The organism is Bacillus pumilus (assembly GCF_003431975.1).
Taxonomy (GTDB): Bacteria; Bacillota; Bacilli; order Bacillales; family Bacillaceae; genus Bacillus; species Bacillus pumilus_N.
Genome location: NZ_CP027116.1, coordinates 2,173,131 through 2,197,708, shown reverse-complemented (window position 1 = coordinate 2,197,708; position 24,578 = coordinate 2,173,131). Strand labels below are relative to the sequence as shown.

Below are 24,578 nucleotides of genomic sequence, written 5' to 3'. Positions count from 1 at the left end.
ACGATGAAGCCTTTTATAAAATACTGCGGGGCGGTTTCACAAGAAGATGTAGAATGCATTGCGCAATCTCAAGCAGATGCAATCGGATTCATTTTTGCTCCAAGTAAAAGACAAGTCGATCCAGATCAAGTGAAACAATGGCTTACCGAATCGCAGTGTGAGAAAGAGGTTGCGGGTGTTTTTGTAAATGAAAATATCCAAAAAGTATGTGACATCACACAGCAGGTTCCTTTAAATATCGTGCAGCTACATGGAGATGAAACACGAGATCAAGCAAAAGAAATAAAACAACAAACAGGGGCGATTGTGTGGAAAGTTTTCCACCACGTGCCTAGCATAAAAGAAACACTCGATAAAATGACAGCATTTGCACCGTTTGTTGATGGCTTTCTCATTGATGCAAAAGTAAAAGGGATGAGAGGCGGTTCTGGCACATCGTTTACATGGGAAGCGGTACCTGTTTACAAACAGCAGGCAAAAAGATTAGGGAAAACTTGCATCATTGCAGGAGGAATAACACCAGAAACACTGCCAGATCTCCTTGCCTTTGGTCCAGCAGCGATCGATCTTTCAAGCGGCATAGAAGAAAACGGGAAGAAAAGCAGCGCTAAGATCAAAGCGCTCGAAGAAAGGATGTTAAACAATGTACGCATATCCAAATGAGCTTGGCAGATATGGAGAATTTGGAGGGAAATTTGTTCCTGAGACGCTCATGCAGCCACTCAAAGAAATTGAAGAAGTATTTAACGAATTAAAAGAAGACCCCGCTTTTGAACAAGAATATCTTTCTCTTTTGCAAAACTATTCAGGCAGACCGACTGCGTTGACGTATGCTGATCAATTATCAGCATTCCTTGGCGGTGCAAAAATATATTTAAAAAGAGAAGATTTAAACCATACAGGTGCTCACAAAATTAACAATGCACTAGGTCAGGCCCTGCTTGCGAAAAAAATGGGGAAATCAAACATCATCGCGGAAACAGGCGCTGGCCAGCACGGAGTAGCAGCTGCAACGGTGGCAGCTAAGTTTGGGTTATCATGTACAGTATTTATGGGGAAAGAGGATGTGGAAAGACAATCACTCAATGTATTCCGAATGAAGCTTCTTGGAGCTGAAGTGATACCTGTCACAAGCGGGAACGGCACATTAAAAGATGCAACCAATGAAGCGATTCGTTATTGGGTTCAGCATTGCAGTGATCATTTTTATATGATTGGCTCAGTAGTAGGTCCTCATCCATATCCTCAAATTGTCAGTGAGTTCCAGCGGATGATTGGTGATGAAGCAAAAGAGCAGATGCTTGAAAAAGAAGGCAGACTTCCGCATAAAGTCGTGGCTTGTGTAGGCGGCGGGAGTAATGCCATTGGAATGTACCGAGCGTTTTTAGATGAAGAAGTAGATATCATTGGTGTAGAAGCGGCTGGAAAAGGCATCGATACGCCGCTACATGCAGCGACCATTACAAAAGGGACTAAAGGGGTCATTCATGGATCATTAACTTATTTAATTCAAGACGAATTTGGACAGATTATTGAGCCCTATTCTATCTCCGCTGGTTTAGATTATCCGGGAATCGGACCAGAGCACGCATATTTACATGCAAGCGGCCGGGTTCAATATGTGAGTGCAACAGATCAAGAAGCACTGGATGCGTTAAAGCTGCTGACAGAAAAGGAAGGAATCCTGCCAGCGATTGAATCAGCACATGCGTTAGCCAAGGCGTTTGAGATGAGCAGGACAATGAGTGAAGATGACATCGTCCTTGTCTGCCTGTCAGGAAGAGGAGATAAGGATGTGCATACATTAATGAACGTGCTAGAAAGTGAGGGCGAAACCAAATGATCACATTTCAATTAGAGCAAGGCGAGAAATTATTCATTCCATTTATCACGGCAGGAGATCCGTCAGAAGAAATCACGATTGATTTAGCTGTCGCCCTTCAAGCAGCCGGTGCACATGCGATTGAACTAGGTGTTCCGTATTCCGACCCGCTAGCGGACGGTCCTGTCATTCAAAGAGCCTCCAAAAGAGCGCTACATCATGGAATGAATATTGTAAAAGCGATAGAATTAGCAGGGAAGATGAAAAAAAACGGTGTGAAAATTCCTGTAATACTATTTACGTATTATAATCCTGTGTTACAATTAGACACAGAATACTTTTTCGCTTTACTGCGCAAAAATCATATTTCGGGACTCTTAACACCCGACTTGCCGTTTGAAGAGAGTAGCGAGCTGCAAAAGAACTGTCAAACATATGGCATCTCGTATATTTCGCTCGTTGCACCAACAAGCAAGGAACGATTAGTAAAAATTGTAGAGCAGGCAGAAGGTTTTGTGTATTGTGTTTCATCTCTTGGTGTGACAGGTGTCAGACAATCCTTTGACGAATCCATTACTGATTTTATTCAACAAGTGAAACAGCTGAGTCACATACCGGTTGCGGTCGGTTTTGGCATCTCAACAAGAGAACAAGTCAACTCAATGAATAAACTGAGTGACGGTGTCGTTGTAGGCAGTGCCCTTGTGAAAAAAATTGAAGAACTTCAAGAACAATTGTTAGCAAATGATACTCGTCAAGATGCTTTAAGAGAATTTGAAACCTATGCAAAAACATTTAGCCCCCTCTATTCATTCAAATGAGGTGAAACATTTTGCAAATCAAAGAGCAATTAAAACAACTAAAACCGTATCAACCTGGGAAACCAATTGAAGAGGTCAAAAAAGAATATCAATTAGACAAAATTGTGAAATTGGCTTCAAATGAAAACCCTTTTGGATATTCCGTACATGCAAGAGAGGCGATACAAGCTGAGCTTGAACATTTAGCGATCTATCCAGATGGATACAGCGCAAGTTTGAGAACGGAGCTTGCTGAGTTTCTTCAAGTAAATGAAAAACAATTAATATTCGGGAATGGCTCAGATGAACTTGTGCAAATTATTGCTAGGGCATTCCTTGACCAACATACAAATACCGTGATCCCAGCTCCATCTTTCCCGCAATACCGTCACAATGCAGTTATTGAGAAAGCAGAGATTCGAGAAGTGCCGCTTTTAGACGGAGGCGCTCACGATCTGAAGAGTATGCTGAAAGCAATTGACGAAAACACGAAGGTCGTCTGGGTATGTAATCCAAATAACCCGACGGGCAATCATTTGTCAGAAGCTGAGCTTGTCGCGTTTTTAGATCAAGTACCAGCTCATGTGCTTGTTGTACTAGATGAAGCTTATTTCGAATACGTTCGTGCGGAAGACTTTCCGAACAGCCTATCTTTATTACACTCCTACCAAAATGTCATCATACTTCGTACGTTTTCTAAAGCGTATGGACTTGCAGCACTTCGCGTAGGCTATGGCATTGCGTCGGAAGAGTTGATTACTGCCATTGAACCAGCGAGAGAGCCGTTTAATACAAGTCGTATCGCTCAGGCGGCTGCTCGTGCAGCGATCAAAGATCAGGACTTCATTCGGTCATGTAGACAGAAAAATGAAGAAGGTCTCAAGCAATATCAAGAATTTGCCGACCGTTTTGGACTATTTATTTATCCGTCTCAAACAAACTTTGTGCTGATTGATTTTAAAAGAGATGCAGATGAATTGTTCAATGCATTATTGAAAAAAGGCTATATTGTTCGTTCTGGTAAAGCACTTGGTTTTCCAACTTCTTTGCGTATTACGGTCGGAACAAAGGAACAAAATGCAGAAATTCTAAGCACTCTTGCCGATTTATTGCAAGGCATTCGTGCGTAGCATAACCATAAAGTCATATCCTAAGGCAGGATATGGCTTTCATTGTAGCAACCTCACATACATATAAGCTGTTGTAATAACTTTTTTAATTTTCGCGAAAAAACAGGTGATGAACATGAATGATGCAAACGAAACAATATTAATCGCTGGACTCGGTTTAATTGGAGGTTCCATCGCACTGTCGATTAAAAAAAAGTATCCCCATAAAAAAATTGTCGGATACGATGTATCCAAAGAACAAATGGTTGCTGCAACAAAGCTAGGTATCATTGATTTAGCAGCAGATTCATTTACGGCAGGTCTGGAAGAATCTGCGACTATTATTTTGGCAACACCAGTTCAGCAAACAGTGAAGATGCTTAGCGATATTGCAGACTCTGGGATTGAGAGAGAGCTCACAATTACCGATGTTGGTAGCACAAAGCAAAAGGTCGTCCATTTTGCTGAAAAAACCCTCCCTAAGCATTATCAATTTATTGGTGGACATCCAATGGCTGGCTCTCATAAGTCAGGTGTCATTGCAGCGAAAGACTTTTTATTTGAAAATGCGTTCTACATTTTAACGCCGGCAAAGGAAACAAACCGCCAAGCGGTTGATGATTTGAAGGACTTGTTAAAGGGGACAAATGCTCATTTCATTGAGATGACCCCAGAAGAACACGATGCTGTAACAAGTGTGATTAGTCATTTTCCACATATTGTAGCAGCCAGCCTTGTGCATCAAGCACATCATTTTGAAGAGCAGTTCCCGCTCGTTAAACGGTTTGCTGCTGGAGGCTTTCGTGACATTACAAGAATTGCTTCAAGCAATCCTGCAATGTGGCGAGATATCCTTCTACACAATAAAAACAAAATTTTAGACCGTTTCCATGAATGGAAAAAAGAGATTGAGCGCATTGAGACCTTTGTACAGCAAGAAGACGCTGAAGAATTGTTCTCATATTTTCAAGAAGCAAAAGAATATCGAGATGGACTTCCTCTAAGGAAAAAAGGTGCCATTCCTGCTTTTTATGATCTTTATGTGGATGTTCCAGATCATCCTGGGGTCATCTCGGAGATTACAGGACATTTAGCAAGTGAGAATATCAGTATTACGAATATCCGTATTATTGAAACGAGAGAAGACATTAACGGGATTTTGCGCATTAGTTTTCAAACAGATGACGACCGTAAGCGAGCGGAGATCTGTATAAAAAATAGAGCGAATTACGATACATTTTATGCTGACTGAGGTGACATACATGAAAATTCATAAACATGCTCCTATGAATGGAGTCATTCATATTCCAGGTGATAAATCTATTTCTCATAGATCAGTGATGTTCGGTGCTATTGCTGATGGAACTACAGTGGTGAAAAATTTTCTTCCTGGAGCTGATTGTTTAAGTACGATTGATTGCTTTAGAAAGATGGGCGTTGAAATTGAACAAAAAGAGACAGATGTTGTGATTCATGGTAAGGGACTAAAAGAGCTAAAGGAGCCGTCTGACGTCCTCGATGTCGGGAATTCTGGTACAACCATTCGATTAATGATGGGAATCTTAGCTGGTTGTGAGTTTCACAGTACATTGATCGGTGATGAAAGTATTGCTAAAAGACCAATGAAACGAGTGACAGGCCCACTCAAACAACTTGGGGCGAAGATAGATGGCAGAGCAAACGGTGAGTATACGCCACTATCTATCCGTGGCGGTCATTTAAAAGGCGTTTCTTATGAGTCTCCAGTGGCAAGTGCCCAAATTAAGTCCGCTGTCCTTCTAGCAGGGCTTCAAGCAGAGGGAACAACAACGTTAACGGAACCGCATAAATCAAGAGATCATACAGAAAGAATGCTCTCCATGTTTGGAGTAAAACTAGATGAAGATGAAAAGAGTGTTTCCATTGACGGCGGGCAAACATTAAAAGCAACAGATATATTTGTTCCTGGAGACATCTCTTCAGCTGCGTTTTTCCTTGTGGCTGGATCCATTGTTCCTAACAGCCGCATTGTTTTAAAAAATGTCGGGCTAAACAAAACAAGAACGGGTATTATTGATGTCCTGAAACAAATGGGGGCGAATCTTGAGATCAACGAAGTAGATGCAAAAGGCGGAGAACCTTATGGTGATTTAACGATTTCTACTTCTTCATTAAAAGGGATTGAAATTTCTGGTGACATGATTTCAAGACTTATCGACGAGATTCCGATTATAGCGCTTCTTGCGACAAAAGCAGAAGGAACAACGATCATTAAAGATGCTGCTGAATTAAAAGTAAAAGAGACCAATCGAATTGATACAGTCGTGTCAGAACTTAAAAAACTCGGCGCTGATATTGAAGCAACAGCTGATGGTATGAAAATTCATGGTAAAACCACGCTTCAGGGCGGCGCAGTCGTGTCAAGCTACGGAGACCACCGAATCGGTATGATGCTTGGGATAGCCGCATGCATTACAAAACAAGCCATTGAGATTGAAGATACAGATGCTGTTCGCGTTTCATATCCGAATTTCTTTGAACACATTGAATACTTAACAAAAACAGTCTGAGGATGTCCTCAGGCTTTTTCGTTCCTTATGCATATTTGTAAGAAATATAGCATAGCTTGTCTCAAAGTGAAACCTTGAAAAAAATCATTTTGTTCGATGGAAAAATGATTTTCGGGTGATTCCAGTTTACAAAACTACCGTTTCGTAAAGGATGAGATGAAAAACAGTCTTTAAAACACAAAAATGGGTTCATTTTAAAAGAGCAACATATTTGCTGGATGAGTACCTGTCGATTATGATATGAAGTAACAATAGTTTAGGTTTTTGGAAACAGAAAGGAACGGTTTGATTTGAATAGTTCATTACAAGAAGCCATAAAATTAGTTGAGGCAGGTGAGACTGAAAAAGGACTCCAAACACTTGCTCGAGCAGAGAAGCATTTGCACGATGAAGAAAAGGCGCAGGCAGCTCAGTTATATTATGATTGGGGAGATATCGATAAAGCTCGGAATCTTATCAGTGATTTACATGAGTTATATCCAGAGGAAACAGGGTTAACATGTTTTTATGCAGAGCTACTGATTGACTCTGATGAAGAAGAAAAGGCGATTTCCGTATTAGAAACGATTCCTGAAGATGATGATGCATATCCAGAGAGTTTGTTGTTAATGGCAGATTTGTATCAAATGCAAGGACTATTTGAAGTCAGTGAACAAAAGCTCTTAAAAGCGAAAGAGTTGCTTCCGAATGAAGCGATAATTGATTTTGCATTAGGTGAATTGTATTTTTCACAAGGTCTTTCAAAGAAAGCGACTGACTACTTCTATAAAGTCGCAGATCAACAACATGAGGTTGGCGGCATCAATGTCTATCAGCGGCTTGCTGAATCACTCAGTACCGCTGGAGAATTTGAGGATGCGCTTGAATGGTACGAAAAGGCAGTAAAAGATCAAACAGACCCTAATACACTTTTTGGCTACGGATTTACAGCGATGAGGGCTGGAAGAACAAAAACTGCTATACAGCAGCTTTCAGAACTAAAAGATATTGATCCATCTTATTCGTCTCTTTATATGCCTTTAGCGAAAAGTTATGAGGAAGAAGGACTATATCACGAGGCATTAGAGGTCGTAAAAGAGGGTATAAAAGTTGATGAGTATAACAAAGAGTTATATTTATATGGTGCAAAGATCGATTTGAAAAATGGGGACTCAGAAGATGCGAAAAAGCTGCTTCAAGAAGCACTTGCTCTTGATCCAGGTTATATTGAAGCAGTCCAAACATTGCTTGCGATCTATTTAAATGAAGAGCTTTATGATGAAATCTTGGATGTCATTAAAGAGGTTAAAAGCTTTGGGGAAGATGATCCAAAATGGAATTGGTATGCTGCATCTGCTTCTGTTGGACGAGAGGAATACAAAGAAGCAGCCGAGTATTTCAAGCTAGCTCTGCCTGATTTTGATGAGGAACGTGACTTTTTATATGAGTACGCGTCATTCCTTTTAGAAGAAGGCAGACAAAAAGAAGCATTGCCGCTATTACGAAAAGTTCTTGAGAAAGATGGCACGAATGAAGAAATCGAAGAAACGATTTTAAGAATTGAAGACGAAATTTCCTTATAGTTTGCAGGAATGAAGAACTGGTTTGTTGAATATTTCATGTATAGCAATTTAATTTTACGATAGAGGAGGGAATAACATGCAGACCCCTGTTTCTGTCAATGAAAAGAAGGAATTTATCCGGTGGTTCTTAAACCATTATCAGCTAAAACGAAGAGAGTGTGTTTGGATATTAAATTATTTAATGAGTCACGACTCTTTGATGGAAAAGGTTCATTTTGTAGAGCAAGCAGAATTTTGTCCAAGGGGAATCATTATGTCAACACACTGTGTGGATGAAGTTCCCTTTAGATTTTATAAAGAAAACATTATGACGACAGATGCTGAAAAGTCATTTCATGATATTCGTTTGAATAAACAGCAAGATTTGTTTATTCAATTGAATTTCCGTTCTGCTTATCGTTCACCGGAATATGCAGCTGTTCTTGAAACAAATCCTCATATTCCAAAGGATCTTTATGAGAACGAAAAAGATAAGGATCTTGCGGAGAAAGTGCTTGAACACTCAATCGCAACCTTCCAAAAAGAACGGCTTATGAAAGAGATAGATGAAGCTCTTGACCGTCACGATCAAGAAACATTTAATAAGTTAGCAAAGGAATTAAGCCTATTGTCATAAACTGAACGAATAAGCCTTGCCCTATACAGGCAGGGCTTATGTCATGAAAGAGGGGAAATCCATGAAGTTTCATGCGGAGGATGCGGATCGTTTTTTGCAATCTAAAGATTACATTGATACCGCTATCATTCCATTAGTTGGAATAGATGCAGAGCAAATCAAACAAACCGTGTCTTTAGGTGAGTTTACCATTCTTGTAGCAGAGGAACTTGAAAGGCAGCTGAAAGGGCGGGTTTTTCTTTTTCCGACACATACATATGTAGAAATCAATGATCGAAAACAAGAAGACGTCTTCACAATGAAGCAGTCGCTTGAAAATCAATTTCAGCATGTCGTGTTGATCACATCTGATCACGATTGGAAAGAGTACGTGGCGATAAGTGAGTCACTATTTTTATTAAAGCCGGTTCCGCTTGAGCATTTAAAAGTTGAATTAAAGCAAAAAATTATTCAAGACAGTGTAGAACAAATTTTGAACTTTTTGTTACAAAAGTGGAATCCTTCATAAAAACCCTTACATTTGCATTGTACATAGCTTTTTAGGCTGTTGACCTTGTGAATAGATTGATATATTATGAGGGTGTCCTAGTTTTATGAAATTTTTTCTAATTCAGTTATAAAGTAGCTGACGACCTGAGGGGGGAGAAAAAAATGAGCGAGAAGAGACATGGAGTGTCCAGGCGTCAATTTTTGAATTACACGTTGACCGGCGTGGGGGGATTTATGGCCGCTGGAATGCTCATGCCTATGGTTCGCTTTGCGCTTGACCCTGTGCTAAAAGGAACAGAGGATCAGGATATGGTTCAAGTTGTCAGTGTAGATGAACTGACAAAGGAACCGAAGCGCTTTGACTTTAAAATTGATCAAGTAGATGCATGGTATGAGTCAAAGGAATCTAGGTCAGCATGGGTGTACAAAGAAGGGGATGAAATTGTCGCTTTATCGCCAATCTGTAAACATTTAGGATGTACAGTGAACTGGAACAGCGATCCGAAAAATCCAAACAAATTTTTCTGCCCATGCCACTATGGCCTGTACGACAAGGATGGTACAAACGTACCCGGAACTCCGCCACTTGCACCGCTTGACCATTATAAGCAGCAAGTGAAGGACGGATACCTCTATCTTGGAAAAGCTGTGCCGAAAGGGGAAGGGTAACGATGCTTAACAAGATTTATGATTGGGTAGATGAGCGGCTAGACATTACACCAATATGGAGAGATATTGCGGATCATGAGGTGCCAGAGCACGTCAATCCAGCGCATCATTTCTCCGCTTTTGTGTATTGTTTTGGTGGTTTAACGTTTTTTGTGACAGTCATTCAGGTCCTTTCGGGCATGTTTTTAACGATGTATTATGTGCCGGATATTAAAAATGCCTGGGAATCTGTCTATTACTTGCAAAATGAAGTGGCGTTTGGCCAGATTGTCAGAGGAATGCACCATTGGGGTGCGAGTTTAGTTATTGTCATGATGTTTTTACATACGCTAAGGGTCTTTTTCCAAGGGGCGTATAAAAAGCCTAGAGAGCTCAACTGGATTGTTGGTGTGCTCATTTTCTTTGTGATGCTTGGACTTGGTTTTACAGGTTATCTCTTACCATGGGATATGAAGGCGCTATTTGCGACGAAGGTTGGTCTTCAAATTGCAGAAGCGACACCTTTCATTGGAAAAGAGATCAAAACGCTGCTTGCAGGTCATCCTGACATTGTAGGGGCACAAACGCTGACGAGATTTTTTGCTATCCATGTCTTTTTCTTGCCAGCGGCATTATTTGGGCTGATGGCTGCCCACTTTATTATGATTCGTAAGCAAGGAATTTCTGGACCGCTATAAAAAAGTTGCGTTTGATGAATGTTCAATGAGGAGGGGATGACTTTGCATAGGGGAAAAGGGATGAAGTTTGTCGGAGACTCGAGAGTTCCGGCAGAAAGAAAACCTAATATACCTAAAGACTATTCCGAATATCCGGGAAAAACAGAAGCCTTTTGGCCGAACTTTCTTTTAAAGGAATGGCTTGTAGGTGCCGTTTTTTTAATTGGATTTCTTGTCCTAACTGTGGTTCATGCACCTCCGCTTGAGCGGATGGCTGATCCAACAGATACTGGCTATATTCCGCTGCCAGACTGGTATTTCCTATTTTTGTACCAGTTATTAAAATATGAATTTGCTGCAGGAAGCTATACAGTAGTTGGCGCGATGATTATGCCTGGAATTGCGTTTGGTGCACTTTTGCTTGCGCCATTTCTTGATTCAGGTCCTGAACGCAGACCTTATAGAAGACCGGTTGCAGTGGGGATGATGATCCTTGCAGTCGGTGCAGCAACATATTTAACGTGGGAGTCTGTTGCTACTCATGATTGGGAAGCAGCGGCGAAACAAGGTGAAATTAAGAAAGAAGCAGAGATTGATACCTCAGCGGAAGAGTATAAAATTTATCAAGAGCAGACATGTATCTCCTGTCATGGGGACAACATGCAGGGCGGAGCAGCTGGACCGTCACTTGTTGATAACGGTCTTGCGCCTGAGGAGATCGCTAAAATCGCTGTTGAAGGAAAAGGTAACATGCCTAAGGGCATCTTTAAAGGCAGCGATGAAGAACTTGAAAAGCTTTCTAAATATTTATCTGAGGTCAAATCTAAATAATTCAGTTGTTTAAATGCAAGTACAAGGATATACTCAAAAGAGAAAAAGCTGGCGCTGTCAGCTTTTTTCTGATTTTAACAGATCGTGAGTGAAGAGACATATGAGATGGATTCAATATCTGCTAGCCACGCGCTACATGCTTGCGCTAGTTTTGATGATCAATTTCCTTGGCACTGTGTACGGCTACTATTGGTATATTCCGCAGCTTGTAGAGACGCCGGCTATCTTTTTAGCTTTTGTTCCAGACAGTCCAACGGCAAGCTTTTTCTTTTTATTTGTACTACTTGCGTTTTTGATGAAACGACATGCGCCTTATTTTGAAGCCCTTGCCCTTGTCACCTTGATCAAATACGGGCTATGGGCTGTAGGAATGAATATCTTTGTGCTTGTATCTGTGGATAGTTTTCCGTGGGAAGGATACATGCTGATTGGGTCTCACTTTGCGATGGCCGTTCAAGCCGTATTATTTGCTCCGTATTATCGTTTTCAAATGCGTCATTTGGTTGTAGCGGGCATATGGATTTTACATAACGACGTGATAGATTATGTATTTGGTATGATGCCACGTTATTCTATGCTGTCTGCCTATTCAAATGAGATCGGCTATGCGACGTTTTGGTTAAGTATCGCGGTTCTTCTTGTTTCGTATTATCTCGTCCTATCGAAAAAATCGGTCAAGCTTGAACTCCCTTAACAATATTGGTCTAACCTTGTCCTTTTCTTCATACGCTGTATGGAGAAGGGCTAGGAGGGACTTGCATGAAACGAAAGCCAATCGCGATGATTCTATTATTTTTTCTCGTATTACAGCATGCTGCTGTTGCCAAAGCCGAGGAAGCGGCCGATAATGCGCTGCAAGAATTAACGGAACTTTCAGATTCAATCTTTCAATTAACGAGACAAGCTAAATATGATGAGGCGTTACAGGTCGCATTGTATGTTGAAAAGACATTTAAAGCTGAGAATTGGCGTGGAACTCTGACGAATACTCAGGTTCGGCAAATTACACTTGGCTATCAAGATATCATAAAAGGGCTGCCGCAGGAAGAATTGACTGAGCGCGAAAAGCTTCGTTATGCTTCTCAATTTAGAATGCTGATCGATGCGATTCAATCGGATTCTGAACCTCTCTGGGGTTCGCTGGAGAAGCCTATTATGGGGTCTTTTCCTACTTTGAAAAAAGAAGTGAAGGACCCAGAATCAACGACGTTTTATGAAGCTTGGAATGAGCTGGTTTCTTTATACGATATGATATACCCGAGTTTGACCATTGATGTTTCGCCTGAAAAGCTGCAAATGATTAAGCAGCATATGGCAGTGATTGAGCAAGGTGAATTTTTAAAAGCATCGAGTGGGACAAAGCTTGAGCGTCTCACGAAGCTTGAGGAGGATTTATCGAGTGTGTTTGCCCATGTCGATCAAGATGAAGCAGATCCATCGCTTTTATGGGTTATTTTAACAACAGGGAGTATCATTTTATTAACGTTAACCTATGTTGGATTTCGGAAATACCGTGCTGAAAAAGAAAAGAAACAAAAGCGCCAAGCTGATTATCCGAAATCGTAAAAAAAGAAGCACCATTTATGGGCTTCTTTTTTTAATACGGATTAAGAGGCTTTTTTTGTTCATCTAATGTGAAACCTTCACCGAGTACATCGTGTACGTCACTGACGGAGACAAACGCATGAGGATCGACTGAGGTCACGACGCTTTTGAGATGGACAAGCTCGTTTTTAGGGACGACGCAATAAAGGACATTGCGCTCCTGTTTTGTATAGGAACCCACCCCTTTTAAAATGGTCACACCGCGCTCCATTTCCTCCGTGATTTTCTTTTGAATGATGTCATCCTTTTCAGAAATAATCATCGCTCCTTTGGCTGCGTAAGCGCCTTCTTGCATGAAGTCAATGACCTTCGCAGCAACAAATACTGCGACGAGTGTATACATGGCTTCTTTGTAATTTAAATAAGTAAGTGAAATCGTAATGACGCATGCGTCGAAGATGAACATGGTTCGTCCCATGGCCACATGATAATGCTTGTTGATGAGTCTTGCGATGATGTCCACGCCGCCGGTTGTACCCCCAAACTTAAAGATAATTCCGAGGCCTGTTCCGATAAACACACCAGCAAAGAGTGCGGCTAAAGCTAAATCGTGCTGAAGAGGCATATGTATTTGAAAGCGCTGGAAGATGGCGAGAAAGATAGAAAGACTGACGGTTCCTACAATTGTATATGTAAACATGGTTCTGCCAAGCATTTTCCAGCCGATAAAAAAGATCGGAATGTTTAAAACAAGGTTTGAAATAGACGGGTCAATGTGAAATAGAAAATATAAAAGCAGTGTGATACCTGTAAATCCGCCTTCCGACAAGTTGTTTTGCATATTAAAATGGACAAGGCCGAAAGAAAAAATCGCAGATCCTATTAAAATAAATACGATATTTTTAAGACGAATTTCTTTTAGCAAAAGATCACTCCTTTTTTTGCTTAGACAGCGATAATATTATATGGTATGGGAGAGAAACAAGCAAACTGAGTTTTAAACATTTGTCAAATATTTATGATTTCGCTAACATGTAAGAGATGGATAGGAGGATGAGCTTCATGACGAATGAAAAAACGCTGCGTCACGTGCAGCAAGAAGTAGATGATTACATAGGACAATTTAAAGAAGGTTATTTCAGCCCGCTTGCCATGATGGCCCGTCTAACTGAAGAATTAGGTGAGCTGGCAAGAGAGGTTAACCATTACTATGGTGAAAAGCCGAAGAAAACAACGGAAACAGAAAAAAGCATGGAAGAAGAAATTGGCGACGTTTTGTTTGTATTAACATGCCTCGCTAATTCACTCGATATTTCACTAGAAGAAGCACATGATCGTGTGATGCATAAATTCAATACAAGAGACAAAGACCGCTGGACGAAAAAAGAAGGGAAGTAGAGACGATGACGAACCAAACCATCAAAGTAGTAATCGCTGGAGCAAGAGGAAGAATGGGAATAGAGGCTGTGAAGCTGGCAGAAGAAACGAGCCATTTTGAGCTTGTGGCAGCCATTGATCACGCGCACGAAGGAAAAAAATTATCAGATGTCATTCATACGACATCTGATGCGCCAATTTATACAGATATTGATGTGTGTCTTTCAGAGACAGCACCTGATGTATTAATTGATCTGACGACACCTGAAATCGGAAAAGTACATACAAAAAAGGCACTTGAACATGGCGTCCGTCCAGTCGTAGGAACGACTGGATTTTCTGAAGCTGACCTGAAAGAGCTTCAGCAATTAACAGAAGAAAAAGGCATAGGATGTATTATTGCACCAAACTTTGCTGTCGGTGCGGTCTTGATGATGAAGTTTGCCAAAATGGCAGCGAATTACTTTCCTGACGTTGAAATCATTGAACTTCACCATGATAAAAAATTAGATGCTCCGAGCGGTACTGGGCTTAAAACAGCTGAAATGATTGCAGAAGTCAGAGAAAGCAAAAAGCAGGGGCATCCAGAAGAGAAAGAATTAATCGAAGGTGCACGTGGCGCAGATTATGACGGCATTCGTCTCCACAGCGTAAGACTTCCAGGGATGATTGCTCATCAAGAAGTACTGTTTGGAATGGACGGACAGACGCTCACCATTCGTCATGATTCTTATAACCGTGCATCATTTATGTCAGGTGTAAAGCTTTCAGTTGAACAGGTCATGCACATTGATCAGCTTGTCTATGGATTAGAAAATATCATCGACTAATAAGGAGTGGATACCTGATGAACATTGCTTTAATCGCTCACGATAAGAAAAAAAGTGACATGATCCAATTTGCCATTGCGTACCGCGATATATTAGCAGATCATACACTTTACGCAACAGGGACAACAGGTTTGAGAGTGAAAGAAGCGACGGGGCTTCCCATTCATCGTTTTCAGTCAGGGCCACTCGGAGGAGATCAGCAGATCGGTGCTTTAATTGCTGATAATGCAATGGATCTTGTTCTCTTTTTTAGAGACCCGCTTACCGCGCAGCCGCATGAACCGGATGTATCTGCACTCATTCGGCTTTGTGATGTGTATACCATTCCACTAGCCACCAATATGGGGACGGCTGAAATTTTAGTCAGGAATTTAAATAAAGGTACGTTTGATTTTCGAGATGTAGCAAAAAACGGAGGAACTAATGAAACGACTTGATATCCTTGCATTCGGTGCCCATAGCGATGATGTAGAAATCGGAATGGGTGGAACGATTGCAAAATATGTGAAAAAAGGGGCGCGTGTCGGGATTTGCGACTTGACTCAGGCTGAATTATCTTCGAATGGAACAATCGAGAGCCGTAAAGAGGAAGCAAAAGCCGCCGCTGCCATTTTAGGAGTGACAACGCGAATCCAGCTCACATTGCCAGACAGAGGGCTTTATTTTAATGATGAAGCAATGAAGGACATTGTGGGCGTGATTCGTACATACAAACCGAAACTGATTTTTGCTCCGCATCACCTAGATCGGCATCCAGATCATGGTCATGCGGGCTCACTTGTAGAAGAGGCTGCTTTTTCGGCAGGTATACATAAATTTGAAGATTCATACAAGCAGCCGGCGCATAAAATAAGCCAGATGTATTATTACATGATTAACGGCCATCATCGTCCAGATTTTGTGATCGATATTTCTGAGGAGATGCACCAAAAGATTGATAGCTTGCATGCGTATAAAAGCCAGTTTGTGAAATCGGCGAATTCAGTAGAGACACCTCTTGTGAACGGTTATATCGATTTTGTCAAAATGAGAGAGTCTATGTATGGAAGGGAAGTCAATAAAGCTTATGCAGAAGGGTTTATGACAAAGAAACCACTTTTGATAGATGACGACTTACTTGGGGGGTAATTATGAAAAAACTGAAGGTCGGAATCACTTGTTATCCAAGTGTCGGCGGGTCGGGCATTATTGCGACAGAACTTGGAAAACGTTTAGCTGAAAAAGGGCACGATGTTCATTTCATTACCTCAAGCATTCCGTTTAGGCTCAATAAAGTGTATCCGAATATTTATTTTCACGAGGTGGATGTTAATCAATACGCTGTTTTTCAATATCCGCCTTATGACCTTGCGTTAGCAAGTAAATTGGCAGAAGTCGCAAAACGAGAGAAGCTCGATATTATTCATGCGCATTATGCGGTCCCACACGCCGTCTGTGCGTTCTTAGCGAAGCAAATGACGGGACATTCTGTGAAAATCGTTACGACGCTTCACGGGACGGATATTACGGTATTAGGCTATGATCCATCATTGAAGGAAGTCATTCGATTTGCGATTGAATCATCGGACCGTGTCACTGCGGTGTCGCATTCGTTAGCTGCACAGACATACGATCTCATCAAACCAAATAAAAAGATTGAGACGATCCATAATTTTGTCGATGAACGGGTGTATTTGCGTGAAGATCACGAAGTGTTAAAAAAACATTATGGTCTTTTACCAGACGATAAGGTCGTCATCCATGTGTCGAATTTCCGAAAAGTTAAACGGGTGCATGATGTCGTTCATGTGTTTAAAAAAATCTCTGAACAAGTGCAATCAAAGCTGCTGCTCATCGGAGATGGTCCTGAAAAATCGGTTTTATGCGAACTCGTGAAAAAACTGGGGCTGACAGATCGAGTGTTGTTTTTAGGAAAACAAGAGAAAGTAGAAGAGCTGTATTCCATCAGTGATTTGAAGCTACTTCTTTCTGAGAAGGAGAGCTTTGGGCTTGTACTTCTTGAGGCAATGGCGTGCGGTGTCCCGTGTATTGGGACTGATGTTGGCGGTATTCCAGAGGTCATTACACATGGAGAAACTGGTTTTCTTGTCCCCCTCGGCGATATAGACGTGGCAGCTAAATACGCCGTCTCTATTCTTAAAGACAAAGCGCTTCATGAACAAGTATCAGCAGCTGCCCAGTCTAGTGTTCAGGCACATTTCTCATCTGATAAAATTGTGAGTGAATATGAAGAGCTTTACCTAGAATTGATCGAAGGTGATGATGAACATGAATGAACCTTTCACACATGCAATCCCTATTTTACATACACTGCACGAACATGGGCATCAGGCTTACTTTGTCGGCGGAGCGGTGAGAGATGTCCTTTTGGGTAGGGAAATCGGCGATATCGATATAGCAACAGATGCAACGCCTGAAATGGTTGAGTCTTTATTTGAAAAAACAGTTGACGTTGGCAAAGAGCATGGCACTGTCATTGTGCTACATGATGGGGGCAGCTATGAGGTGACGACATTTCGAACTGAATCAGAATATGAAGATTTTCGCAGACCGAAAGAAGTGGCGTTTATCACATCCTTGAAGGAAGATCTTTTAAGAAGAGATTTAACGATCAATGCGATGGCCATGGATATAAACGGGGAGATCATCGACCACGTTGGGGGCAAACAGGATATTGAGCGGAAACGAATTCAAACCGTGGGAGATCCTGCATGCCGCTTTCAGGAAGATGCGCTTCGAATGATGAGAGCGGTCCGATTTTTAAGCCAGCTTGGCTTTGAGCTCGCTGCTGAGACGGCTGAAGCAATGAAAAAAGATAAGCACCTGCTTGCCAACATATCGGTTGAGCGTAAAAAGATTGAAATGGAGAAGCTTTTAAAGGGCCGATATTGTGAGCAGGCGATGAAGGTGCTCATTTCAACCAAATTGTATGAAGAATTGCCAGGTCTCAAAAAGGAACGACTACAAGAATCCTTTCGGTCATTTCCGTATTACTTACTGGATGGACTTGAAGAGGTGTGGGGTGCTGTCATTCATTTGCTTGGATTAGATGAAGCGGACGCTGTCCCTTTCTTAAAAGAATGGAAGCTGTCAACAAAGCTTTTGAAAGACGCAGTGGCTATTAGCGAGTACGTCGATTGTGACTGGGATGCGGAGAAAATGTTTGAGGCTGGTGAACACGTGCTCTTATCTAGTTTAAAGATCACACAGCTAAAACATGAGCGCCGCATTTTCTTTGATGAGCTGGAGGCAGCGAAGCGTTCTTATGATGCACTGCCGATTAAAAAGCTCCAAGACCTCACTATTTCAGGAAAAGATTTAATGGCTTTTCGGCAAAAGACATCAGGGAAATGGATCGCAGAAGAACTCGATTTGGTGAAGAAAGCCGTTCTGCAAAACCGTTTGGAAAACCGAAAAGAAGCCATAGAGGAGTGGCTTACAGCATGCGATCAGCAATTAGAAAACGATTAATCGAACTATTTACAGCATCAAGTGAGGACTTTGTCTCGAGTCAGCAAATATGCGATGAGCTTGGCTGCTCCCGAACGGCTGTCTGGAAGCATATAGAGGACCTCAGAAAAGAGGGCTATGAGGTAGAAGCCGTCAGAAGAAAGGGATACCGTCTGCTTCGTAAGCCGGACAAAATTAGTGAAGACGAAATTTTGTTTGGTTTGGAAACAGAGCGTTTTGGCAGACACATATACTTTCAGAAAGAAGTTGCTTCCACCCAGATGATTGCCCATGATCTTGTAAATGAAGGTGCGCCCCACGGTACGCTCGTTGTTAGTGATCATCAGACCAATGGGAAAGGGCGCCTTCAAAGATCGTGGTATTCACCGAATGGGACAGGCATTTGGATGAGTCTCATTCTCCGGCCCGAAATTCCGCTGCACAAAGCGCCGCAAATGACGCTTTTGGCATCTGTAGCTATCGCAGAAGCCATTGCAGAGCAAACAGGTCTCAGTCCATCCATTAAATGGCCAAATGATATTTTGTTAAACGGGAAAAAGGTCGTTGGCATTCTAACTGAATTAAAAGCAGAGGCGGACCAGGTTCATGCGGTGATTATTGGCCCGGGCATTAATGTGAACCAAACGGCTGATGACTTTCCGGAGGAACTAAAGGATGTCGCCACGAGTCTGCGAATGGAACTGAATGAAAAAGTGGATCGAGCAGCTCTCATACAGCGCATCATGTCCACTTTTGAAAAAAAGTATGATGATTATATGACGCATGGATTTACGCCGATCAAACAATTATGGGAATCGTTTGCCATGACGATTGGTCGCCAGATTGTTGCTCGAACTGTCAATGGTCAATATACTGGCAAAGCGCTCGGAATCAATGAAGAAGGTGTTTTATTGCTTGAAACGGAGGAAGGTATTCAGAAAATCTACTCCGCAGACATTGAGATAAAGTCAACTTAAGTGGAACACCCGGCACATTTTTGATATACTTCGTGTGGGCAGTATCTGAAAAAGAGCTGTACCTGTTAGAAAGAAAAATTTGATTAATTTCTGCCTTGATCCTAAGGGACTTGGACAGAGGGATGATTCGCCGCGCATGAGTTAAGACCATGTGATGTGAGGCAAGCCATCTCCTCTCCAGAATGAGGAGGAACAAATGAAGACAAAGCTAGATTTTTTCAAAATGAAAGAACAAAACGAACCGATTGTGATGCTGACAGCATACGACTATCCATCTGCAAAGCAAGCGGAAAAAGCGGAAGTCGACATGATTTTAGTTGGTGATTCACTTGGGATGGTTGTACTAGGACTCGATTCGACAGTCCAAGTCACGATGGATGATATGATTCATCACACGAAAGCGGTAAAAAGAGGCGCAAAAGACACGTTTATTGTGACGGATATGCCATTTATGTCTTACCATTATTCACTAGAACAAACAATGAAAAATGCAGCACGCATCATGCAAGAAAGCGGTGCGGATGCCTTAAAGTTAGAAGGCGGGGATGGCGTATTCGAATCCATTCAAGCGCTCACAAGAGGCGGAATTCCTGTCGTCAGCCATTTAGGCCTTACACCTCAATCAGTTGGTGTACTTGGCGGGTATAAAGTACAAGGAAAAGACTACGAAAGTGCACAGAAATTGATTGAAGACAGCTTGAAATGCGAGGAGGCCGGTGCGATTGCACTTGTACTGGAATGCGTACCTGGTGAACTGACAAAACGAATAACCGATATGCTGAAGATTCCTGTCATCGGAATTGGTGCGGGAGCGGAGGCAGACGGACAAGTTCTCGTTTACCATGATGTGGTAGGATACGGGGTGTCTAGAACACCTAAGTTTGTGAAACAATACGCGCAAATTGATGCTGTACTAGAAGAAGCGCTCATTCAATATACAAAAGAAGTAAAAGCATGTACATTTCCAGAAGACATACACACATTTCATATCAAAGAAGAAGTTCTTGATGGTTTATATGGGGGGAGCAAAAAATGAACGTTGTTACCCATATTCACGAGCTGAAAGAGTTGATCAAGCAGCATCAAGAAAAACAGCATTCCATTGGCTTTGTTCCAACGATGGGCTTTCTTCATGAAGGACATCTGACGCTTGCTAAAGAAGCAAGGGATCAAAATGACATCGTAGTGATGAGCATTTTTGTCAATCCTTTGCAGTTTGGACCGAACGAAGATTTTGAAGCCTATCCAAGGGATATGGAAAGAGATCAGCGTCTTGCAGAAGAAGCAGGAGTGGATATTTTATTTACACCTGATGTAAAAGAAATGTATCCAAATGAATCATCTATTACAATGACGGTTCAAAAGCGGACTGAAGTTTTATGTGGTAAAAAACGCCCGGGACATTTCGACGGCGTTGTGACTGTGCTGACAAAGCTATTTCATCTTGTCGCACCAACAAATGTATACTTTGGTCTAAAGGATGCACAGCAAGTCGCAGTGATTGATGCGATGATCAAGGATTTCTTCTTTGATCTTCACCTTGTATCTGTACCGACAGTGAGAGAAGAAGACGGATTAGCGAAAAGCTCAAGGAATGTGTACTTGTCTGAAAAAGAAAGACAAGAAGCACCTGCTTTGTACCGTGCATTAAAAAAAGGATGGTCAGCTGTTGAAAAAGGTGAACGAGATATTCATCGTATTTATGAGCTGGTAGAAGAGGAAATTCTTCAAACGAACGGGGAAATTGATTATATTGAGATCTACTCCTATCCAGAGCTTGAGCCGCTTCAGCAGGTAACAGGTAAGGTGATCATTGCGATTGCGGTGAAATTCTCACGGGCAAGATTGATTGATAATGTGATATTCCATGTTCCTGAAAGCGGTGAAAAACATGTATAGAACCTTTATGACCTCTAAACTTCATAAAGCGACGGTGACAGAAGCAAACTTACATTATGTAGGAAGCATCACCATTGACGAAGATTTACTTGATGCGGCAGGCATGATGGCAAATGAGAAAGTGCAGATCGTCAACAATCACAATGGTGCAAGACTTGAAACATATATTATTCCTGGTGAAAGAAAGAGCGGTGTCATTTGTCTAAATGGTGCGGCTGCAAGACTGGTTCAGCCAGGGGATGAAGTGATTATTATCGCTTATGGGATGCTCTCAGCGGAAGAAGCAAAGACACATACACCAAAAGTGGTCGTATTAAATAAAGAAAATCAAATTGAACAAATGATTGGGCAAGAGCCTGCGAGAACGATTTTATAACGCATGCTCCATGGAAACAGAACAGTTTCAGAAAAGAAGCTGTTCTGTTTCAGCTATTTTGCCCAGAGTGTGTTTCACTTCGAGTGGAACGAGGAATTGAGGTGTCCATTTTATGACCGATCAAAGGTTTGTTGTCGTTGATATTGAAACCACCGGAAATTCACCTAAAAAGGGTGATAAAATCATTCAAATAGCTGCGGTGGTCATTGAAAATGGACAAATTGTCGAACGGTATTCAAAATATGTGAACCCGGGAAAAGCGATCCCTGGATTTATTGAACAGCTGACAGGCATTCAGCAGCACATGGTAGATGATGCAGTGTTTTTTGAGGACATTGCCAACGAGGTGTATGACCTCATACATGGCGCTTATTTTGTTGCGCACAATGTTCATTTTGACTTGAATTTTTTAAATGATGAACTAAAGGCATGCGGGAAAAATGAGCTGGATGTGCTAGCGATTGATACAGTTGAAATTTCTAGAATTCTTTATCCTGAGCTTGAGGGTTATAAGCTCACTGAATTAAGTGAAGAGCTCATGCTTCCACATGACCACCCGCACCGGGCGGATAGTGATGCGGAAGTTACTGCCATGTTATTTTTAACCTTATTACATCAATTAACACATACACCGCCAAATGTGCTAAAGCAGCTGCGCAGATTATCCTCTTATCTTTTAAGTGATATAGGACTGTTAATTCAGCAGCTTGAAACGAGTCATACGAGCGGCGAAGATTCTTTGGTGGAAGTCGGCTCTTTTGCTGTAAAAGATGTCACCAATCCTGAAACTGATACGACAGATTCAGCAGGCGAAAACGATGAAGAGCTGTTTGAGGAAATCAAAAAGAAGCTCCCGCAAACAGTGGAAGGCTATGAAGTAAGAGAAGGCCAGCTCACGATGATGAATAAAGTGAGAGACGTATTTCACGAAAGGGCCTATGCATTAATTGAAGCGGCACCAGGTATTGGGAAAACACTCGCTTACCTCATACCAGCTGCACTAGAGGCAAAGAAGTCTGGAAAACCTGTCATTATTAGTACATATTCGATTCTTTTGCAGCAGCAAATGCTTCAGCGCGATGTGCCGATGTTAAACCAATTGCTTCCGTTTAAGCCAGCAGCCTGTGTATTCAAAGGACGGGCGCATTATATTTGTTTAGATAAGTTTGAGCATGTGCTACATGAGGAAGATGATAACTATGATGTGGTCTTAACGAAAGCGCAAATCTTGATGTGGCTTCTTGTCACAGAAACGGGTGATTTATCTGAACTGAATTTACCGTCAGGAGCTGCCAATATAAAAGACCGGATTTCCTGTGTACACATGCCGTTCACTTCAAAAAAGCGCCGCTTTAAAGAATATTGCTTTTATGAGCGTGCCAAAAGAAGGGCAAAAACAGCAGATTTAATTTTAACAAATCATCGGCTGCTCTTATCAAAAACGGAAGCCTCATCTATTTTTCAGCATGCAGACGTATATGTAATTGACGAAGCCCATCAATTTGAAAAAACAGCCAATGAAACGCTAGGGGATAGTGCGTCGTATATTCAGCTTCATGCGAAATTAACGCAGCTTGGCTCCTTACAGGGCGGACTGTTAAAGAAGCTGAAAAAGAGATTTCATGGGGCAGGTTTACAGACTGACACCTTTATTGAAATGGATGAGTATCTTAATCAGCTTCAAATGGAAAGTGACGCCTTCTTTAGTACTGTTCATTCTTTTGTTAAAAGAACAAAACCAAAAGCAGACATCAATCGTCTCATTCATAGAGTACGTCATCATTCGAAGCATGCGCAGTGGAAACGGATTAAAGAGACAGCAAGTAAGCTTTGTTCCTTGTTGATTGCTTGTGAAAAGCTGTATGAGCAGCAAAAAAATGAGCTTCTTCAAAAAACTGATCAACTGACAGATCAATTTGCCTTTGAAGCAGAGGAATACGATCAAGTAATGTCATTTATGCATACATTTTGCAGTACGCTGTACCGGTTTATTTTTGAACCGAAAAGCGATGAAACGGTTTGGATTGAGATTGATGCAAAGGGAGCTAAAAATGCTGTCTTTATGCATGCACAGCCTCTAGATACAGGAGAGCTTTTAGCGGATCGATTTTTTATGAACAAAAAAAGTGTTGTGCTCACATCAGGAACACTGACAATCAATGGGCGCTTTGATTATTGCATAGAGCGATTTGGTCTGCAGGATTTTTATCCGCACCTTGTTCAGATTGAGTCACCGTTTGAATTCGAAAAACAGCTTAAGGTGATTGTACCGGCAGACATGCCGCCGATTACGAACCGTGATGAGAGAGACTATGTGAAGCAAGCCGCACAGTATATTAAGGTGATGGAAAAGCAGCATGAAGCGAAGATATTGGTCTTGTTTAATTCACATGAGATGTTAAAAGCAGTGTATGAAGAGCTGAAGTCGGAAGGGATGAAAGCCGCCCTCTTTGCTCAAGGTCTGACAGGCGGAAGCCCTGTGAAATTAACGAAAATGTTCAAATTAGCAAAACATGCGATATTACTTGGTGCAGGTAGTTTTTGGGAAGGTGTCGATTTCCCCGGATCAGAGCTGACAACAGTCATGATGGCTCGTCTGCCGTTCCGTCCGCCTGATTCACCGCTCATTGAAGCGAAATGTGATGCCGCTAAAAAACAGGGGAAAAATCCATTTAAAGCCGTTGCACTACCAGAAGCTGTGTTAACCTTTAAACAAGGTGCAGGTCGTTTGCTGCGCTCGGAAAAAGACATAGGAACATTGCTGATTCTAGACCGCCGAGTGAAAACCGCTTCATATGGAAAGCTATTTTTAGAATCTCTCCCTCATGCGCCAGTCCACGAGCTGTCAAAAGATGCTCTTGAAGCGTATATAGAGAAGCTCAACAACGAAAAGCCGCTGTCATAAGCGGCCTTTAGCTGGTGTGGGTTTGGAGTTAATTTATCGTAACGGCTTTTTGTGTTCCGTTGTAAAAATAGTATCGGTTCCTGCGCTGAAAAGTATGACTAACAATATTTACGTAC

General features: G+C 41.7%; 26 protein-coding genes. 25 read left to right on the top strand and 1 reads right to left on the bottom strand.

The genetic code is table 11. From position 1 onward, the window contains the following. Window positions 1-3 precede the first annotated feature (3 nt). The 14 genes from C5695_RS11310 (at window position 4) to ypjB (ending at window position 12,669) form a co-directional block, all read left to right on the top strand. Window positions 4-663 carry a phosphoribosylanthranilate isomerase gene (locus C5695_RS11310; RefSeq protein WP_117730818.1) on the top strand — a complete coding sequence of 220 codons (660 nt, stop codon included), beginning with the start codon at window positions 4-6 and terminating at the stop codon, window positions 661-663. After that, window positions 644-1,843 carry a tryptophan synthase subunit beta gene (trpB, locus tag C5695_RS11305; RefSeq protein WP_117730817.1) on the top strand — a complete coding sequence of 400 codons (1,200 nt, stop codon included), beginning with the start codon at window positions 644-646 and terminating at the stop codon, window positions 1,841-1,843. The genes C5695_RS11310 and trpB overlap by 20 nt, the downstream gene beginning before the upstream one ends. Continuing rightward, window positions 1,840-2,643 (top strand): tryptophan synthase subunit alpha, encoded by an 804-nt coding sequence (gene trpA / locus C5695_RS11300; RefSeq protein WP_117730816.1) that lies wholly within the window; start codon window positions 1,840-1,842, stop codon window positions 2,641-2,643. Before trpB ends, trpA begins: the two co-directional genes overlap by 4 nt. Window positions 2,644-2,654: 11 nt before the next feature. Further along, window positions 2,655-3,752: a histidinol-phosphate transaminase gene (gene hisC / locus C5695_RS11295; protein WP_117730815.1), complete on the top strand. Its 1,098-nt coding sequence runs from the start codon at window positions 2,655-2,657 to the stop codon at window positions 3,750-3,752. 115 nt (window positions 3,753-3,867) lie between these two features. Beyond that, window positions 3,868-4,983, top strand: coding sequence for a prephenate dehydrogenase (locus C5695_RS11290; RefSeq protein ID WP_117730814.1), 1,116 nt, complete (start codon window positions 3,868-3,870; stop codon window positions 4,981-4,983). Between the two features lie 10 nt (window positions 4,984-4,993). Then, complete coding sequence (gene aroA / locus C5695_RS11285) at window positions 4,994-6,280, top strand: 3-phosphoshikimate 1-carboxyvinyltransferase (protein WP_117730813.1); 1,287 nt, start codon at window positions 4,994-4,996, stop codon at window positions 6,278-6,280. 290 nt (window positions 6,281-6,570) lie between these two features. Further along, window positions 6,571-7,842, top strand: coding sequence for a tetratricopeptide repeat protein (locus tag C5695_RS11280; RefSeq protein ID WP_117730812.1), 1,272 nt, complete (start codon window positions 6,571-6,573; stop codon window positions 7,840-7,842). 76 nt (window positions 7,843-7,918) lie between these two features. Continuing rightward, window positions 7,919-8,458: a ReoY family proteolytic degradation factor gene (locus C5695_RS11275; protein WP_008344562.1), complete on the top strand. Its 540-nt coding sequence runs from the start codon at window positions 7,919-7,921 to the stop codon at window positions 8,456-8,458. A 61-nt stretch (window positions 8,459-8,519) separates the two neighbouring features. Continuing rightward, window positions 8,520-8,966, top strand: coding sequence for a YpiF family protein (locus C5695_RS11270; RefSeq protein ID WP_117730811.1), 447 nt, complete (start codon window positions 8,520-8,522; stop codon window positions 8,964-8,966). Window positions 8,967-9,109: 143 nt separating this feature from the next. Continuing rightward, window positions 9,110-9,616: a ubiquinol-cytochrome c reductase iron-sulfur subunit gene (locus C5695_RS11265; RefSeq protein WP_007500911.1), complete on the top strand. Its 507-nt coding sequence runs from the start codon at window positions 9,110-9,112 to the stop codon at window positions 9,614-9,616. 2 nt (window positions 9,617-9,618) lie between these two features. Continuing rightward, on the top strand, window positions 9,619-10,293 hold the full coding sequence (gene qcrB / locus C5695_RS11260; protein ID WP_003215804.1) for a menaquinol-cytochrome c reductase cytochrome b subunit: 675 nt from the start codon (window positions 9,619-9,621) through the stop codon (window positions 10,291-10,293). Between the two features lie 42 nt (window positions 10,294-10,335). Beyond that, entirely contained in the window at window positions 10,336-11,103 is a 768-nt protein-coding gene (locus tag C5695_RS11255; protein WP_117730810.1) for a menaquinol-cytochrome c reductase cytochrome b/c subunit, read from the top strand. A 100-nt stretch (window positions 11,104-11,203) separates the two neighbouring features. Continuing rightward, a complete protein-coding gene (locus C5695_RS11250) occupies window positions 11,204-11,797 on the top strand; it encodes a lipoprotein heptaprenylglyceryl N-acetyltransferase LhaT (RefSeq protein ID WP_117730809.1) in 594 nt (197 codons plus the stop codon). 65 nt (window positions 11,798-11,862) lie between these two features. After that, window positions 11,863-12,669, top strand: a complete 807-nt coding sequence (ypjB, locus tag C5695_RS11245) for a sporulation protein YpjB (protein ID WP_117730808.1) — start codon at window positions 11,863-11,865, stop codon at window positions 12,667-12,669. A gap of 31 nt (window positions 12,670-12,700) precedes the next feature. On the opposite strand, the gene C5695_RS11240 is transcribed toward ypjB, so the two are convergent. Beyond that, the gene (locus C5695_RS11240; protein ID WP_117730807.1) at window positions 12,701-13,573 is read right to left on the bottom strand and encodes a YitT family protein; all 873 of its coding nucleotides are present in this window, start codon (window positions 13,571-13,573) and stop codon (window positions 12,701-12,703) included. Between the two features lie 137 nt (window positions 13,574-13,710). On the opposite strand from C5695_RS11240, the gene C5695_RS11235 reads away from it, so the two are divergent. From C5695_RS11235 to dinG, 11 genes are all read left to right on the top strand, one after another. Next, the gene (locus C5695_RS11235; protein WP_003215805.1) at window positions 13,711-14,046 is read left to right on the top strand and encodes a nucleotide pyrophosphohydrolase; all 336 of its coding nucleotides are present in this window, start codon (window positions 13,711-13,713) and stop codon (window positions 14,044-14,046) included. Window positions 14,047-14,051: 5 nt separating this feature from the next. Next, a complete protein-coding gene (dapB, locus tag C5695_RS11230; RefSeq protein ID WP_117730806.1) occupies window positions 14,052-14,855 on the top strand; it encodes a 4-hydroxy-tetrahydrodipicolinate reductase in 804 nt (267 codons plus the stop codon). Between the two features lie 17 nt (window positions 14,856-14,872). Continuing rightward, entirely contained in the window at window positions 14,873-15,292 is a 420-nt protein-coding gene (mgsA, locus tag C5695_RS11225) for a methylglyoxal synthase (protein WP_012010363.1), read from the top strand. Continuing rightward, a complete protein-coding gene (gene bshB1, locus C5695_RS11220) occupies window positions 15,279-15,983 on the top strand; it encodes a bacillithiol biosynthesis deacetylase BshB1 (protein ID WP_117730805.1) in 705 nt (234 codons plus the stop codon). The genes mgsA and bshB1 overlap by 14 nt, the downstream gene beginning before the upstream one ends. Window positions 15,984-15,985: 2 nt before the next feature. Then, entirely contained in the window at window positions 15,986-17,131 is a 1,146-nt protein-coding gene (bshA, locus tag C5695_RS11215) for an N-acetyl-alpha-D-glucosaminyl L-malate synthase BshA (protein WP_117730804.1), read from the top strand. Continuing rightward, complete coding sequence (locus C5695_RS11210) at window positions 17,124-18,326, top strand: CCA tRNA nucleotidyltransferase (protein WP_117730803.1); 1,203 nt, start codon at window positions 17,124-17,126, stop codon at window positions 18,324-18,326. The genes bshA and C5695_RS11210 overlap by 8 nt, the downstream gene beginning before the upstream one ends. Then, entirely contained in the window at window positions 18,299-19,282 is a 984-nt protein-coding gene (locus C5695_RS11205; protein ID WP_117730802.1) for a biotin--[acetyl-CoA-carboxylase] ligase, read from the top strand. Before C5695_RS11210 ends, C5695_RS11205 begins: the two co-directional genes overlap by 28 nt. Before the next feature lie 196 nt (window positions 19,283-19,478). Next, window positions 19,479-20,318, top strand: coding sequence for a 3-methyl-2-oxobutanoate hydroxymethyltransferase (gene panB / locus C5695_RS11200; RefSeq protein ID WP_117730801.1), 840 nt, complete (start codon window positions 19,479-19,481; stop codon window positions 20,316-20,318). Continuing rightward, window positions 20,315-21,181, top strand: a complete 867-nt coding sequence (gene panC / locus C5695_RS11195) for a pantoate--beta-alanine ligase (protein WP_117730800.1) — start codon at window positions 20,315-20,317, stop codon at window positions 21,179-21,181. The genes panB and panC overlap by 4 nt, the downstream gene beginning before the upstream one ends. Next, the gene (panD, locus tag C5695_RS11190; RefSeq protein ID WP_117730799.1) at window positions 21,174-21,557 is read left to right on the top strand and encodes an aspartate 1-decarboxylase; all 384 of its coding nucleotides are present in this window, start codon (window positions 21,174-21,176) and stop codon (window positions 21,555-21,557) included. Before panC ends, panD begins: the two co-directional genes overlap by 8 nt. 112 nt (window positions 21,558-21,669) lie before the next feature. Beyond that, window positions 21,670-24,462 carry an ATP-dependent DNA helicase DinG gene (gene dinG, locus C5695_RS11185; RefSeq protein WP_117730798.1) on the top strand — a complete coding sequence of 931 codons (2,793 nt, stop codon included), beginning with the start codon at window positions 21,670-21,672 and terminating at the stop codon, window positions 24,460-24,462. Window positions 24,463-24,578: the final 116 nt, after the last annotated feature.